General features: G+C 49.0%; 17 protein-coding genes. 1 reads left to right on the top strand and 16 read right to left on the bottom strand.

Translation table 11 applies throughout. The features are described from left to right. From RWJ43_RS02930 to rpsP, 10 genes are all read right to left on the bottom strand, one after another. On the bottom strand, positions 1-455 hold a 455-nt coding region (locus tag RWJ43_RS02930), incomplete at its 3' end, for an HD domain-containing protein (RefSeq protein WP_314007565.1). 114 nt (positions 456-569) lie between these two features. Next, entirely contained in the window at positions 570-3,332 is a 2,763-nt protein-coding gene (gene ppdK, locus RWJ43_RS02925; RefSeq protein ID WP_313995210.1) for a pyruvate, phosphate dikinase, read from the bottom strand. A 281-nt stretch (positions 3,333-3,613) separates the two neighbouring features. Further along, positions 3,614-4,009 (bottom strand): kinase/pyrophosphorylase, encoded by a 396-nt coding sequence (locus tag RWJ43_RS02920; RefSeq protein WP_314007562.1) that lies wholly within the window; start codon positions 4,007-4,009, stop codon positions 3,614-3,616. A gap of 61 nt (positions 4,010-4,070) precedes the next feature. Further along, the gene (glyS, locus tag RWJ43_RS02915; RefSeq protein ID WP_314007558.1) at positions 4,071-6,158 is read right to left on the bottom strand and encodes a glycine--tRNA ligase subunit beta; all 2,088 of its coding nucleotides are present in this window, start codon (positions 6,156-6,158) and stop codon (positions 4,071-4,073) included. Beyond that, positions 6,159-7,073: a glycine--tRNA ligase subunit alpha gene (locus tag RWJ43_RS02910; protein ID WP_313995218.1), complete on the bottom strand. Its 915-nt coding sequence runs from the start codon at positions 7,071-7,073 to the stop codon at positions 6,159-6,161. A 33-nt stretch (positions 7,074-7,106) separates the two neighbouring features. Further along, on the bottom strand, positions 7,107-7,661 hold the full coding sequence (gene lepB, locus RWJ43_RS02905) for a signal peptidase I (RefSeq protein ID WP_314007556.1): 555 nt from the start codon (positions 7,659-7,661) through the stop codon (positions 7,107-7,109). Further along, positions 7,654-8,403, bottom strand: coding sequence for a tRNA (guanosine(37)-N1)-methyltransferase TrmD (gene trmD, locus RWJ43_RS02900; RefSeq protein WP_314007553.1), 750 nt, complete (start codon positions 8,401-8,403; stop codon positions 7,654-7,656). The genes lepB and trmD overlap by 8 nt, the downstream gene beginning before the upstream one ends. Position 8,404: 1 nt before the next feature. Further along, positions 8,405-8,926: a 16S rRNA-processing protein gene (locus tag RWJ43_RS02895; RefSeq protein ID WP_314007550.1), complete on the bottom strand. Its 522-nt coding sequence runs from the start codon at positions 8,924-8,926 to the stop codon at positions 8,405-8,407. Positions 8,927-8,928: 2 nt separating this feature from the next. Continuing rightward, positions 8,929-9,174 carry a KH domain-containing protein gene (locus RWJ43_RS02890; RefSeq protein WP_081433531.1) on the bottom strand — a complete coding sequence of 82 codons (246 nt, stop codon included), beginning with the start codon at positions 9,172-9,174 and terminating at the stop codon, positions 8,929-8,931. Positions 9,175-9,234: 60 nt separating this feature from the next. Further along, complete coding sequence (rpsP, locus tag RWJ43_RS02885; protein WP_035427446.1) at positions 9,235-9,603, bottom strand: 30S ribosomal protein S16; 369 nt, start codon at positions 9,601-9,603, stop codon at positions 9,235-9,237. Between the two features lie 187 nt (positions 9,604-9,790). Here rpsP and dinB point away from each other — a divergent pair, with 187 nt between their 5' ends. Further along, on the top strand, positions 9,791-11,125 hold the full coding sequence (gene dinB, locus RWJ43_RS02880; RefSeq protein ID WP_314007547.1) for a DNA polymerase IV: 1,335 nt from the start codon (positions 9,791-9,793) through the stop codon (positions 11,123-11,125). A gap of 10 nt (positions 11,126-11,135) precedes the next feature. On the opposite strand, the gene rsfS is transcribed toward dinB, so the two are convergent. From rsfS to RWJ43_RS02850, 6 genes are all read right to left on the bottom strand, one after another. Next, complete coding sequence (gene rsfS, locus RWJ43_RS02875) at positions 11,136-11,612, bottom strand: ribosome silencing factor (protein WP_314007545.1); 477 nt, start codon at positions 11,610-11,612, stop codon at positions 11,136-11,138. A gap of 29 nt (positions 11,613-11,641) precedes the next feature. Then, the gene (gene yqeK / locus RWJ43_RS02870; RefSeq protein ID WP_314007542.1) at positions 11,642-12,280 is read right to left on the bottom strand and encodes a bis(5'-nucleosyl)-tetraphosphatase (symmetrical) YqeK; all 639 of its coding nucleotides are present in this window, start codon (positions 12,278-12,280) and stop codon (positions 11,642-11,644) included. A 104-nt stretch (positions 12,281-12,384) separates the two neighbouring features. Then, positions 12,385-13,071 carry a nicotinate-nucleotide adenylyltransferase gene (gene nadD, locus RWJ43_RS02865; RefSeq protein WP_314007539.1) on the bottom strand — a complete coding sequence of 229 codons (687 nt, stop codon included), beginning with the start codon at positions 13,069-13,071 and terminating at the stop codon, positions 12,385-12,387. A gap of 3 nt (positions 13,072-13,074) precedes the next feature. Then, complete coding sequence (gene obgE, locus RWJ43_RS02860) at positions 13,075-14,523, bottom strand: GTPase ObgE (RefSeq protein ID WP_314007536.1); 1,449 nt, start codon at positions 14,521-14,523, stop codon at positions 13,075-13,077. Between the two features lie 69 nt (positions 14,524-14,592). Continuing rightward, complete coding sequence (locus tag RWJ43_RS02855) at positions 14,593-15,342, bottom strand: energy-coupling factor transporter transmembrane component T (protein ID WP_314007533.1); 750 nt, start codon at positions 15,340-15,342, stop codon at positions 14,593-14,595. Then, the coding region (locus RWJ43_RS02850; protein WP_314007530.1) for an ABC transporter ATP-binding protein at positions 15,335-16,093 on the bottom strand (759 nt) is incomplete at its 5' end. The genes RWJ43_RS02855 and RWJ43_RS02850, both read right to left, overlap by 8 nt.

Raw genomic sequence — 16,093 nt, 5'->3', positions numbered from 1 at the left:
GCACTCTGCTGATTGTGGGCAAAAATATACTCATTTTCTGGAGCATCGGGGTCCATTCCCCTATACAGACTAATGGCGTGCGAAAGCGCCTTCTCGCCAATATGGCCAAACGGCGTATGACCTAAATCATGTCCAAGTGCAATTGCCTCAGTCAGGTCTTCGTTTAAGCCAAGAGGACGCGCAATTGAGCGTGCAATCTGCGAAACCTCAAGCGTATGAATAAGACGAGTCCTATAGTGGTCCCCTTCTGGGGCGAGAAAAACCTGTGTCTTGTGAGCAAGTCTTCTGAAACTCTTACTATGCAAAATACGGTCTCTATCACACTGATAACAGGTACGGTACTGGTCAGGTTCCTCTGCAATCGCACGACCTTTACTTTGATCAGAAAAAGCCGCTTCAGGAGATAAGATTTGATGCTCGCGAGCTTCAAGATCTTCTCGTCTAATGGATAACATAGAACCTCCTTGTACCTGCACCTTTACCTCATAATAGCAGGATATTACTATCTAGCAAAAGAGGGCGACCGAAGCCGCCCTCTAGAGTTTGTTGCAGTGTGTCTAGAAGAAAACCTACTTAGTAGCAATCTTCTGTGGACCACCGTTAGCCTGAATCTTAGCCTGTGCTGCAGCAAGACGTGCAATTGGTACACGGTATGGTGAGCAGGAGACATAGTCAAGACCAAGGTTGTAGTACATGTGGATGGACTCTGGATCGCCACCAGTCTCACCGCAGACACCAATGGTGAGGTTAGGATTACCCTTACGGCCACCCTCAACGCCCATACGGACAAGCTCTGCGACACCCTTATCAAGGGTTGCAAATGGGTTGGTCTTAACAATCTTGCGCTCAAGATAGAGAGGCATGAATGCAGACTCAACGTCGTCACGAGAGAAGCCAAGGCAAGTCTGGGTGAGGTCGTTAGTACCGAAGGAGAAGAAGTCTGCGTGCTTAGCAATCTCCTCAGACATGATAGCTGCACGTGGAAGCTCGATCATAGTACCAACTGGGATGTTGAGCTCAACACCATACTCATCAGCAACCTGCTTGATGGTCTCCTCAACCTCTTCACGGACCTGGATGAGCTCCTCTTCGAAGCCAACCAGAGGAACCATGATCTCTGGGCGAGGGTCAAGACCAACGCGCTTGAGCTCTGCAGCTGCGCTTGCGATAGCGCGAACCTGCATAACGTTGAGCTCTGGGTAGACAAGACCAAGGCGGCAGCCACGGAGGCCGAGCATTGGGTTTGCCTCCTGGAAGGCGTCAAACTTAGCGAGAAGAGCACGCTTTGCAGCGGTGTCTTTACCCTGCTCCTCATCACGAGCAATCTCAACGTCAAGCTCACGTGGGGAATCAAGGAACTCATGCAGTGGTGGGTCAAGAAGACGGACAACAACGTCTTTGCCGTCCATTACCTTGAACATGCCAAGGAAGTCACCCTTCTGAGCACGGCCAAGCTGCTCAATAGCAAGCTGCTTGACATCCTCAGAGTCTGCAAGAATGAAGTCCTGAATGAGGTGCTTACGCTCACCAAGGAACATGTGCTCTGTACGGTCAAGACCAATTGCCTCAGCGCCGTTATCAACGGAAGTCTGAGCATCTGCTGGGTTATCAGCGTTTGCACGTACGCCAATGACGCGACCACGAGACTCGTCAAGGCGGACCTCATCTGCCCATGCAAGGATGGTCTGGAGGTCACCAGAAAGCTCTGGCTGGACAAGCTCAACAGCACCAAGGATGACGTCACCAGTGGTACCGTCGATGGAGATAACATCGCCCTCGTTAACAACAAGGCCGGAATCAGCAACAGTGAAGCGCTTGTTAGCAGCGTCAATGCGAAGTGTATCAACACCGCAGACGCAAGGAGCGCCCATACCACGAGCAATAACAGCTGCGTGGCTGGTCTTGCCGCCGTGGGAAGTTAGGATGCCCTCTGCAGCAACCATGCCGTGGAGGTCATCTGGAGTGGTCTCCCAACGGACAAGAATACAAGGCTTGCCTGCCTCTGCAAAAGCCTCAGCGTCTGCAGAAGAGAAGACTGCAGCACCAACAGCTGCACCAGGAGAAGCGTTAAGACCCTTAGCAATAGTCTCATACTCAGCGTTAGGATCAAACTGTGGGTGCAGAAGCTGATCGAGCTGCTCAGGAGCAACACGAGAAACAGCCTGCTCCTTAGTAATACGGCCCTCTTCGTACATCTGAATTGCAACCTTAAGTGCAGAGAGAGCAGTACGCTTACCAACACGAGTCTGAAGCATCCAGAGCTTACCATTCTCAATGGTGAACTCGATGTCCATCATGTCTGCGTAATGATCCTCAAGAATCTCAAAGACGTGGAAGAGCTCCTCGCCTGCCTCCTTGAGTGCAGGAACCTTAACAAGGTCTGCAATAGGCTCAGTATTACGAATACCAGCAACAACGTCCTCGCCCTGAGCGTTGATCAGGAAGTCACCGTAGCGCTCGTTAGTACCATCTGCAGGGTTACGAGTAAATGCAACGCCAGTTGCAGAAGTCTCACCCTTGTTACCAAAGACCATGACCTGAACGTTAACTGCAGTACCAAGCTCATCAGGAATCTTGTTCTGCTTGCGGTAAAGGATTGCGCGGTCATTCATCCAAGAACCAAAGACTGCCTGCTCAGCAAGGCGGAGCTGGAGGTAAGGATCAGATGGGAAGACAGCGTAGCCGTTCTTGGAGACCTCTGGGTGCTCCTTAACGTCAACGTTTGCAGCAAAGATGCCCTTGAACCAAGTTACAAGGTCACGAAGGTCATTTGCGTCCAGCTCTGTATCAAGCTTAACGCCCTTCTCGGCCTTCTTAGCAGCAATTGCATCCTCAAAGAGCTGTCCAGAGACGCCCATAACAACGCCAGAGAACATCTGAACAAAACGACGGTAAGAGTCCCAAGCAAAGCGCTCGTTACCAGTCTGCTTAATGAGGCCCTGAACGGACTCATCGTTAAGACCAAGGTTAAGAACAGTGTCCATCATGCCAGGCATGGAGAATGGTGCACCAGAACGGACGGAGACAAGCAGTGGATCTTCTGCATCGCCGAGCTTCTTGCCCATGCGCTCCTCAAGGGTAGCCATAGCTGCGTCAATTTCATCAGTGACGCCCTCTGGCCAGACGTTGCCGTTGTTGGAATAAGCAACACAAGTTTGGCAAGTAATTGAGAATCCTGGAGGTACAGGCAGACCAATCTTAGACATCTCTGCAAGGTTTGCACCCTTGCCACCAACAATCCACTTTGCCTCTTCTACGGATGCGCCAGCGACCTCAGTAACATCGTTACCGGCGTGGTCCTTTCCGAAGCTGTAAACGTGCTTCTCGGACATAACACTCCAAACTCTCAAACTGTCACACGCAAAGCGTGCACCAACACGATTGAACGTAAAGACATCAAACCAAACAAAGTTGGTTCAGTCCTCACATTCATAGTATGTTACCAACCTACGCGATTCATCTGAACAAAATAACGGTGAGCGGTCAATATCGACCGTTCACAGAATGATTTGTAAACTTATGGTTGCAAATTGTGAAATTCTCCATAAAGAAAATGAGCACCCAAAATGGATGCTCATTTAACTTTTTGATATTTTGAGGCGTCAGCACTCTCTTAGCGAGTAACTCCCTCAAAGAATGCGCCAATTGCGTGGCTTGGCTCTTCGCCGGTAAGCGTAGAAATAACGTTTACCGCTGGTCCCAGAAGATCGATTGATGGGATGAGGCGCTGATCAAGCTCACGACGAATCTCTCTTCTGAGAGAGCCATCTGCAAAGGTGTGGAAGACTGCACGAGGGCGATTCTCATCTTCATGCTCGTTGAAGTATGCACGAACATCATCAACGCTATGAATGTTTGGAACCCTTACAATCTCTACGGATTCATCGCCAAACTGAGCAGCAGCAGCCTTAACTACTGCGGCACCGGTCTCTCCACGAGAGTCTGACAAAACGTAGACGATAGGCAGACCATCACCAAGAGAGTTGTTATCAATGTCAAGTGCGCTCATGCTGTAACCCTTTCAGTCAAGTATTCAGAAAGATACAAACATTTATCAATCTAAGCGTACCCTACTTTTTGCGAGAAAGCACACTAATATCGGCGACATTACTAAATACCTGGGCAAACTTGTTCAAAAGACGCAAACGATTTCGGCGAACGGTATCATTTTCATCCATGACAAGTACTTTGTCGAAGAAAATATCAATTGGCTCACGCAGCTGAGACAGCGCAGAAACAGCAGCAGCATAGTCTGCACCAGCAAGAGCAGCAGCCACTTGCTTCTGACCCTCTTCGCAAGCAGCGAGCAATGACATCTCTGGCTCAGTGAGAAGCTCTGTATCAACTTCTACGCCAAGAGAAGCATCACTGAGGTGAGCTGCACGTGCATAAGCAGTAGCAAGATCCTCAAAGAGCTCAGGCTCGTTCTGACGTGCCTCATCAAGCGCACGAGCACGTTGAAGAAACTCATCAGGATTAATAACGCCAATTGCACTGACAGCCTCAATAGCATCTGCAGAGATCTTCTCGTCCTTAGCAATAGATGCAAGGCGGCCAATAAAGTACTGCTCAACCTGGGACTGAACAGATTCGTCAACAGCAAGACCCTGCTGGCGGTAAAGCTCCAGAGAGCTTGCAATAAGCTTCTTGAGGTCAAGGTTGGAGGTAGAACGGACCAGTGCAATGACGCCAATTGCTGCACGACGAACAGCGTAAGGATCGGAAGAGCCGGTTGGTGGCTCGTTGATAGCAAAGATGCCACAGATGGTATCAAGCTTGTCAGCAATAGCTACAAAGCGACCAATCTGGCCACTTGGGAGCTCGTCGCCAGCAAAGCGAGGACGATAGTGCTCGCGAATAGCTGCAGCTACATCGCTCTTCTCGCCAGCTGCCTCTGCGTAGTAGCCACCCATGACGCCCTGCTGGCTGGTGAACTCGACAACTGCCTGGCTGACAAGGTCTGCCTTAGCAAGATGAGCAGCTCGAGCAGCAAGCTCTGCCTCTTCCGTGCTGGATGTCTCGTCGAGCGCAATCTCTGCAGCAAGAGCCTCCATACGCTGGGTCTTCTGCAGAACGGTACCAAGCTTCTCCTGAAAGACAACGGTCTCAAGACGCTGGGCAAACTCATCAAGCGTATGCTTCAAGTCCTCCTCAAAGAAGAACTTAGCATCGTCGAGACGAGCGCGAACAACGCGCTCGTTGCCGTCAATGACGCGCTCGGCGCAAGATGGATCTGCATTAGAAACCACAATAAACTCGCGAGTCAGCTTACCCTCAGCGTCATAGATTGGGAAATAGCGCTGGTTGGAAAGCATGGACTCAGTAATAATCTCTGAAGGAACGTTAAGGAATTCCTCGTCAAAGGTGCCCACAAGAACCTGAGGCCACTCAGTTAGGTTAATGACCTCCTCAAAGACCTTCTCTGGCATATCGACGTGAGAGCCTGGACGAGCTGCCTCTACCTCTTTAATGCCGGCGAGAATAACGTCTTTTCTCTGCTCCTGGAGCAAAACGCCAGCGTCTTTAAGAACTTGCTCATAGTCAGCTGGACTTGCTACCTCATGGTAACCAGGACCAAGGACACGATGGCCCTGGGTGGTGTTTGAGCTAGTTACATCAGCGTACGTAACAGGAACAATCTCTGAACCAAAGAGAGCGCACAGCCAGCGAACAGGACGAACGTAGCGCTCATGGAAAGAACCCCAGCGCTGGCTGCGAGGCCAGTCAAGAGCAGCAATCCAAGAAGTTGCCAGCTCAGAGAGAATCTTTGTAGCAGGAACTGAAGGAATATTGAGCTCTGCAAAGACGTACTCATGACCGTCAGTGTCTACACGACGAGTCAGTGCATCAGCGTTTACGCCGCACTTACGAGCAAATCCCTCGGCAGCCTTAGTTGGATTGCCCTCTGCATCAAAAGCAATCTCTGCCTTAGGACCACGCTTGACCTCAGAAATCTCTTCTGTAGCCTCAGCAACGTCCTTTACATAGGCAGTTAAACGACGAGGTGTCGAGAGGATCTTAACCTCTCCAAATGACAAACCCGAGTCTTTAAGTCCAGAAACGACAAGCTTATTGAACTGAGCAATAGCTTTCTGCAATGGAGCAGAAGGCATCTCTTCAGAACCAATCTCAAAAAGGAAGTCTCTAACCTCAGCCATTTAAGCCACCTCCTCCTGAGTAGTTGCTGCAGGTGCTTTCTTAGAAGCAACCTCCTCCAAATACGATTCGCAGCATGCCTTAGCAACGGTGCGAACGCGAAGAATATAGTTAGCTCTCTCAACAGCAGAAAGAGCACCACGAGAGTCAAGTAGGTTGAATGCATGGCTGCACTTCATAACGCAGTCATAGGCAGGTAGTGGAAGCTTGCGCTCAAGGCAGCTGTGGCACTCTGCCTCATACTCGTCGAACTTCTCGCGCATAAGCTCAATGTTGGCTACCTCAAAGTTATAGGTTGAGAACTCACGCTCGTTCTCAAGGAATACCTGGCCATAGGTCATTGGAGTGCCGTCTGGCAGGTAGCTCCAAACCAGGTCATAGACGGAATCAACACCCTGAGCATACATGGCAATTCGCTCAAGACCATAGGTAATCTCAACAGGAACAGGATCTACCTCAATGCCACCAACCTGCTGGAAGTACGTGAACTGAGTAACCTCCATGCCGTTGAGCCAGACCTCCCAGCCAAGTCCCCAGGCACCAAGTGTTGGACTCTCCCAGTCGTCCTCAACAAAGCGAACGTCATGGTCTTTTGGATCAAGGCCAATAGCAGCAAGTGAGCCAAGATAGAGATCTTGAGAGTCTGCAGGAGATGGCTTGAGCAAGACCTGGAACTGATAATAGTGCTGCAAGCGATTGGGGTTCTCGCCATAGCGTCCATCAGCAGGACGACGACAAGGCTGTGGATAGCAGGTACGCCAGGCATCGGGGCCAAGTGAGCGCAGGATAGTTGCGGTGTGGAAGGTACCGGCACCCACCTCAGAGTCATATGGCTGCATGACTGTGCAACCTTTTTCTGCCCAGTAGTGTTCAAGGGTCAAAATCATATCTTGAAACGTTAGTGGTGTTGCGCCCATGATGTTCTTTCTCTCAAATGTCCGACGTAAGTACTATAGCCCGCGAGCATGGTCAAAGGGCCAGAAAATAAACATTGCCTTTGAGGTCACGGTAGAAACCGCAACTGCTCCAAAATATCTGGAATCAAGCGAGTTTGTTCTGTTATCCCCCATAACAAAAATATGACCTGCAGGAACAGTATACGGATAATTCTGAATTACGGCACCGTTGCGATCCGCAAGAGAATAGGTTGGCTTGCCTTCAGTGTAAGGCTCGTCCATAAGCTGACCGTCAACATATACAGCACCGTCGCGCAAATCTACCGTTTGACCTGCTGTAGCAATGACGCGCTTAACTAAAAGCGTATCGGGATTCTGAGGACTGGTGAAAGTAACCACATCACCTGCTTGCGGAGTACCGCCAAAACGATAGGTAAGCTTCTCTCCTACCAAACGATCCCCCAGCTGGATGGTATTGAGCATGGACCCTGTTGGAACCTCATATACCTCAGCGACAAACGTTCTAATAAAAAACGCCAGCGCAACAGCAACTGCAACAATTACCAGGTATTCAAAAATTTCAAGTACTTTGGAATGTCCACTACTCATCGTCATCACCAGATTGCTGATCAAGTTCTGCTAAATACGCTCTGTCCTTCTCAGTGAGCTGAGCGCTCTCTAAGAGGTCTGGGCGCCACGCACGAGTGCGAGTAAGTGCAGATTGTCGTCTCCAGACTGCTACCGCTCCGTGGTCTCCTGAAAGAAGCACAGACGGAACTTCTCGCCCCTCAAAGTTTGCTGGACGCGTGTACTGAGCATACTCAAGAAGGCCATCGTCGGAGAATGACTCATCCTGTGAGCTCATCTCATCGCCAAGCGCACCAGGAAGTAAGCGCACAACTGAGTCAATCACGGTAAGCGCAGGAAGCTCTCCACCCGTCAGCACGTAATCTCCCATAGAAATAACGTCATCTGCCAGCTCGTAGACGCGCTCGTCCATGCCCTCATAGCGACCACAAACAAACAGAATGCGTTCTTTTTGAGCAAGCTCTTGGGCAATAGCCTGAGAATACGGCCTACCAACCGGCGAGAAAAACACCACGTGGGGCTTAGGTTCCGCTTGATCAGAAATCTCACGAACTGCCTCAAAGATGGGAGCAGGCTTCATAAGCATGCCTTGTCCACCACCAAAAGGAGCATCATCTACCGTACGATGCCTATCATGCGTCCAGTCACGCAAGTCATGCGCATAGAACTCAAAAATGTTTGCCTTTTGAGCTCTGCCCATAATAGAAGCATGTAAATAGGGCGAGAAGACCTCAGGAAATACTGAGAGCGTTTCTAGACGCATGCTACTCACCTAACCTAAGAAGGCCCTGAGGAATTGAGACGGTAATGGAGCCCTCGGCTGGAGCCTCTTTGATAAATTCATCCACGGCAGGCATCAGCACCTGTCCAAAAGGCCCCTCAATGACCCACACATTTTGTGTAGGTCCAACAAGAACCTCTGTAATTTCACCCAGAGAACCATGTTCTGTATCACGTACTTCTCTACCCACAAGTAGAGAAACATTTACCAGACCAAAGTTTTCTGGAAGACAATCTTCTTCTACCAGAAGCGTTTTACCAACAAGCTCTTCTGCATCAGAGATGGTAGTTACATCTTCAAAAGTGACAAGACTACCTTCTCTATCGTCTGACTCAACAGAGACAACCGAGAACTTCCTTGGTCCCTTAAGCGCAGGCGGAACAGGAACAACCGTCATGCCATCAGCTATAAGAGAAGGAAGGCTGTGAACGGGAACCGTCACAACCTCCCCTCTTTTACCATGCGTTTTAACAATTTGAGCAATTGCTCGCCAGTGTTTACGCAAAATTAGCCTACAACCTCGACATCAACAGAGGTGCCAACACGCTGGCCAAGAGCACGAGCCAAAGTACGAATAGCCTTAATGGTTCTACCCTTGCGGCCGATGACACGTCCAGCGTCTTCCTCAGAGCAAGAAACCTCAATCAAGGCTCCATCCTCGCGATCGGTGACGTCGAGTGCAACAGCATCTTCATTATCGACAAGACCACAGACGATGTACTCGACAAGATCAGCAACCTTGTCAGAAGGCATCTCCTGAATGTCTTGATCGACAGCGTCTACCTCAGTGGGCTCTGTGAATTCAGACACGATTTACTCAGCCTCTGGAGCCTCGGACTCCTCAGCAGCTGCGGCAGCAGCCTCAGCAGCAGCCTCTGCAGCTGCAGCAGCCTTTGCCTGTGCCTTCTTGGAGAGCTTGGTCTTCTTCTCTGCAACTGGAGCACCAGTACGAGCGATCTCAATGAGGTGAGAAACTGCGCTTGTTGGCTGAGCGCCCTTTGCTACCCACTCATCAACCTTCTCGAGGTTGATATCAATCGTCTTTGGGCTAGTCAGTGGGTTATAACGACCGACTTCTTCAATGTAACGACCATCGCGAGGCATACGACCATCAGCGACAACTACGCGATAGTACGGACGCTTCTTGGCACCGTGACGGGCCAGACGAATCTTAACTGCCAATGAAAACTCCTCCATACGAGCGGTGCCTCGGATGTTAGATGGGCTGCACCGCAAAGCCACAAATCGGGTTACAAGTGTACAACAACGCATTAACCTCGAAAAGTATAAATTTGCTCTCTTCAAAAAGTACTCGTAATTTATGTATGAAACACTTGTTCTATTTGTACAAAAAGTATACACTATTTCTATGGAATCATCAAAGGACATATCAGATAAAAACGCACGTAAATCGTGTGATTTTGAGTGGCATGGTAAAGCCATTGGGCTTCTTGACCTTGATGCGTTCTTTGCGTCTGTAGAACAACTTGATCATCCTGAGTGGCGCGGAAAACCAGTAATTGTTGGAGGCTCACCACACAAACGAGGCGTTGTTTCAACCGCCTCTTATGAAGCAAGGAAGTTTGGCGTTCATTCTGCCATGCCTTCAGCTACTGCAGTAAGGCTTTGTCCTCATGCAATTTGGACTTCAGGACGTTATGACAGATACTCAGAAATGAGCGCTCTTGTTATGGGTTTTCTCAAAGATGAGACTCCCCTTGTCGAACAAGTTTCTATTGATGAGGCATTTTTTGATATTACTCCTGGAAGATTTTCTAAAGAAAATCCTTTAGAAATTTGTAAGCGCATACAAAAGAAAGTCGCAGCACTAGGTGTTACCTGTTCCATTGGTCTAGGAGCAAACAAGACAATTGCCAAGATTGCTTCTGAACAAGAAAAGCCTCGCGGTCTTACTGCGGTGTTTCCTGGCACAGAAGCCCGCTTTCTAGCACCTCTGCCTATTGAGGCCATGAGTGGTATTGGTCCTGCTATGGCAAAGGTGCTTCATCAACAAGGAATCAGAACGCTTGGAGAGCTTTCAAGAGCAGATGCAACGTACCTAACTTCCCTTGTTGGCAATACAGCTTCAAAGATGATTTTGCGCGCGCAAGGAAAAGAAGTCTCAGAAGTTCATGAAGCTGCCCAGCCTCGTGACGTTAAGTCTGTTTCTAACGAGAGAACCTTTGAAACAGATTTGTTTGATAAACAAGAAATAGAAGAAGCCATCAGACACATTGCTGGCGTTGTAGGAAGACGTCTTCGCCGAAAGCGGCTCCAAGGATATACCGTAACTCTCAAAGTAAAAGCCTCTGCAACAGAGTCTCATACCGCTCAAAAAAGAATGTCTACTCCAACTGACGATGAGCACCTCTTTGCAGAGATTGCCGTTGGCCTGCTTCCTACCATTTGGAAAGAAGGGCAGCCAGTAAGACTGCTTGGTGTTGGCATTAGCTCATTTTCAGATGAGGAGCATGCCAAGCCAGTGCAAACGTCTCTTTTTGATCAATTTAATGACACGTTTGACGCCGCAGCCCCTGGACCTACAACAAAAAAGAAACCTCGGAGTGACTTACGTCATCTCTCCGAGGTAACCGATAAACTCAAAGATAAATTTGGCGCTGATGCTGTGCAGTATGGTAGAGACCTACGCTTTGAGCATCGCGTCTCAGACACTATGCCTACAGGCAAAAACGAACAAATCTAGTACACCAGCACTACTCAGTAGGATCAGCAGATTCTGGAAGATTGTCTACCAGGTCATCCTCAGAAAGCTCAAAAGCTGGAGCCAAAGCATCCTCTGGAAGATCAGCGTAAGGAATATCAGAAGTCATAGCACCCTCAATATCTAGCTCCACACGAGGAGCGTCTGCCCAAAGTCGCTCAAGACGATAGTAGGACCTTAACTCAGGCTGGAATACGTGAACAACAACTGAACCGTAATCAATCAGAATCCAATTGAGACCGTCGCGACCCTCAGTAGAAATTGGACGAATGCCGCAGTTTGCCGTGACCTTCTCGCGAACTTCATCAACAATAGCGTCAGCTAAACGAGCATTTCCACCAGTGCAGATAACAAAGTAATCGCAAACATCACTGAGACCAGTTAGATCTAGTACCAGAATATCTTCAGCCTTCTTTTGATCTGCAGCAATTGCAGCAGTCTTTGCAAGCTCAAGTGAAGTTACAGCCATGAATTTCTCCGTTTTCTCATGTAGCCAAGCTACTTAGATGTCTTCTCAATCATCTCATTGTATAGGGCAATTGAGTTTGGATACAAATAACTCCTTGATGAAATCACATACATCATAACGCTACAAAACGCCGTCTCATAAAGCTCATCGAGAGAACCACCGTGTAAATATACGTTTCTTGCTTCTTCGACCGATGTAAAGTTTGGACGCAGAGGCTCAATAAGATCAGCTACATACAAGATTTTGTCTAGCTTGCTCATCTGACGGTCGCCCGTAGTGTGCTTCTGAATGGCGCTGAGAATCTGCTCAGAAAGCCAAGGATAGATGGCTGGTAGCGTTTTTGCGGCGAGAGGACCATGTAAGAGCCCAACAATTTTCTGATAAGGAGCTTCTGTTTGGATACGAAAGCGCTCTGCCAGTTCAATGGTTTCTGCATCAGGAAGAAGTTTCTCCCAATCATGCAAAATACCTGCAACGCGAGCGCTCAACATATCTGCACCATAAGCCTGCGCAAGCGTTTCTGCACAATGTCCCACAGAGATAGAATGCGCAAAACGCTTAGGGTTCTTGTGATACATATGGCTCTTCAAATCAGACTCAAGCTGATCAATAAGCGCCTGTTGTTCTGCGGTGTAGACAATATCTTTTGCTATAAGTGTTCTTTCCATTATGTCCTACAAATTATTGAGTCAAACCTGATCTCCACCTGTTTGACACTGCCCCGATACGAGCGTATGTCAATCTGAGCAGCAGGTTACTTTGGCTTGACCACTTAATTGAGTGGCGTTGTGTCGGCGCCATAAAGCCCATGCTTGTGAATGTAACCTGTGACCGCATCTGGAGTCAGATATCTAAGGCTCTGGCCTTTTTGAACTCTACTACGCAAGTAGCTTGATGAGATTGCTAGTGCGGGAACCTCAAGATAGGTTACCTTGAAGTCATAAGGTGAGTCTGCAATAACCTTTTGAGCACGACTCAGCTCATAACCAGGACGCGTTGCAGCAACAAAGTGGGCAAGCTCAGCTACGGTCTGTGCATCTTTCCAGGCGACAATATCAGCAATTGCATCTGCACCAGTAATAAAGAAAAATTCAACGTTAGAGGGATATACCTTACGCAATCTTCTGAGCGTATCAGCGGTGTAGGTGATGCCCTCATAATCCACCTCAAAACGAGAAGCAACAAAATGAGGATTATCTGAGGTTGCCAGAAGCGTCATTGAGTAACGGTCTTCTCCCCTGGTAACTCCCTTATTTTGTTTGAACGCAGGGCGACCAGCAGGCATAAAGACAACTACGTCAAGATCAAGGTCATCATATGCCTGTTCTGCAGCTACCAGATGGCCATTATGAATGGGGTCAAAAGTTCCACCCATGATTCCCAGACGATAGGTGCGGTTTTTATCCTGTCCCAAACGAGGCAGGCCAGGATGCATGTTATTTAAGACGTCGGCTGCCATACTCTACTCAGTTTCTGAAGAAGCACCAGCTACTTGAGACGGATCAGATGAAGCCTCTTCAAACTCAACATCTTCGAATTGCTGATCTGAGGAGTCCTCATCAGGAATCTCTATACCATCTGTATTTGGTTTATTTGGATCCTCATAGGTAAAGGTGAGCTCAAGAATGCGAATCTCATCGCCGTCAACTGCACCAGCCTTTGCCAGCTGTACTTCAAGACCCATACGATCAAGACGACGCTGTAGATATGCCACAGCCTCATCGTTGTCCCAATCGGTCTGAATAACCATACGCTCAATCTGACCGCCGGAGACACGCCACGCATGACGCTCTTCTCGCTCAATGCGAAGTTTGTTGTCACGACGAAGACGCTGGTTCTCCCAAGCCTCACTGCGGTCAACCGTTGGCGTAGTAATGGCAATTTCTTTACGGAGCTCCGCTACCTCTGCGGCGCAGGTAGTAACAAAATCATCAAGATTTAAACCAGTTACCGTAGAGATAGCAAAGAAAGTCCTGCCATCTGCCTCTGCAGCTTTTCTGAGCGCCTCGATGGCATCTTCTGTACCAGGCATATCGCATTTGTTTGCTACTACAATTTGAGGGCGATCAGCCAGCTTTGAAGCGTACGCTTTAAGCTCCTCGTTAATAGCGTGGTAGTCCTCTACAGGATCTCTACCTTCATAGCCACCAGTAACGTCAACCATGTGGACAATAAGCGCTGTGCGCTCAATATGACGAAGGAATTGATGACCAAGACCCTTACCTTCTGAGGCACCCTCGATAAGACCGGGAACGTCTGCACAGACAAATGACTGACCGTTCTGTGCGCGAACAACACCCAAGTTTGGAACAAGGGTGGTAAAAGGATAGTCAGCAATCTTTGGACGAGCAGCACTGATACGTGCAATAAGAGAGCTCTTACCAACAGAAGGCATGCCAACCAGAGCTACATCTGCCATGAGCTTCATCTCTAGCTCAATCCAGTGCTCTTGGGCTGGCTCGCCCTTCTCGGCAAATGCTGGTGCACGCCTCACTGAGGTGACAAAGTGAATGTTACCGCGGCCACCATTGCCACCAGGAGCAACAACTACCTGCTCACCGGGAGAAGTAAGATCGGCAATCTCGTAGAGTGGCTCTTGCGTTTCTGGATCAAGCTCGCGCACAACGGTTCCCAAGGGCACCTTGAGCAGCAAATCCTGTCCGTCAGAGCCATGACGGCGAGCACCCTTACCGTGGGTACCACGCTCAGCCTTAAAGTGATGCTTGTAGCGGTAATCAATCAGGGACGAGAGCTGCGGATCTGCAACAATGACAACATTGCCGCCGTGACCACCATCGCCACCATCAGGGCCGCCTTTAGGTACATATGCTTCTCGACGGAACGACATGCAACCTGCGCCGCCGTCTCCGCCTTTGACGTTGATATGACAAAGATCAGTGAAAGTTTCCACGTGTCCTCCTTCTAATACCTTAATGTTACGGCATTTACCAGCGAAGCACAGTGAAAACGCGAGAAGTTCTTATGCAAACACGAGGATAACAACAATTACCGCAACGCCAAGAATCATCAAAGCAAAGTCTGATGGAGCCAAAGGATAGCGTTTAAATGCAGATGAGGCGTTCCTTAGATAGAAACCTCGCTGCTCAGCTGCAAGCGCTGAGGCGTCAGCTTTTTTAACAGAGCTTACCAGCAGAGGAACAATCAAGGGCATGGTGAGCTGGAGCTTCTTAAGTGGATTTTTGGTATCAAACTCAACACCACGAGCCATCTGAGCCTCCATGATATGGTTCATCTCGGAAGCAAAGACAGGCACAAAGCGCAAAACCGTCGCAATGGTAAACGCATAAGGATATGGAACATGGGCCACTTCTACCAGCGCATTCATCAGGTCTTCTACACGCATCAGCGAAAGCATAGAAAGCAGTGGCAGCGCCAGCGCGATTGTTTTGAGAGCAACGTTAAAGCCGCGCTCTAAGCCACCTACCGTGATGCATAAAAAGAGCACTTGACCAGCAGGGGCAACAAGCGTCTGCACCACGCACAGAATAAGACCTAAGACTGCAAAGCCAAATACCAGCTTAAAAGTCTTCTGAGCATTTTGCGAGATAACTCCTACAAGAATGGTGAGAGCCAGCACTGCAAGTACCTCAAGTGTTCCTTGAGCGGCAAAAGCGGCCACAAAGAGCTCAAGCGCAAATACAAGCTTGGCCACGGGATTTGCCTTATGAAGGAAGCTTGTTCCTTCGGTGTAATCAATAACGCTACCCACGAGGAGCCTCCTTACCATTCAGCGTTGCCGCAATACGAGCAATCTCAAACTGATGCTGTAATGCCTCAAGCACCTCGGGAGCACTACTGAGCCCAGCAAATGATGGATCTACGTGCGCGCCCGCAAGCTTTGACAGCTGAATCATCTGAGGAGCCTCAACATACGCTTCCTTCAAAACCTCATCTGTCGAGAAGATCTGTGTAACTTCCCCATCATCTAACACGCTGCCGTGCGCCATAACGACAATTCTTGGAGCAAAGTCCAGCACAACCTCCATGTCATGACAGACCATAAGAACTGCACAGCCCTTCTCGCACAGTGATTTGACCATATTCATGACCTGCATACACTCTTTGTAATCCAGGCCGGATGTTGGCTCGTCAAGCACAAGAATATCTGGCTCGCAGGCAACCACAGATGCAAGCGCAACCATCTGACGCTGTCCGCGAGAAAGCATAAACGGCGACGCATCCGCATCAAGCCCCATGCGATCAATTACTTCAAGCGCCTTCTTGCGGGCATCCTCTGCAGACGCAGCCTTGAGCTCAAGGCCAAACGCAATCTCCTCAAGAACGCTCTCTTTACAGATCTGATAATCGGGATTTTGGAACAGCGTTGAGACGTGTTGAGCAATCTGCGACGTCTTCCAATCCTTGCATGAAGAACCCTTAATATGAATGTCTCCAGATCGAGGACGCAACAGGCCATTTACCAGCTTAGTTAAAGTTGTTTTACCTGCGCCGTTTTGACC

The organism is Lancefieldella parvula (genome assembly GCF_963530955.1).
GTDB lineage: Bacteria > Actinomycetota > Coriobacteriia > Coriobacteriales > Atopobiaceae > Lancefieldella > Lancefieldella parvula_A.
Note: the sequence above shows the minus strand (reverse complement) of the source record. Positions and strands in the feature narration are given on the sequence as shown.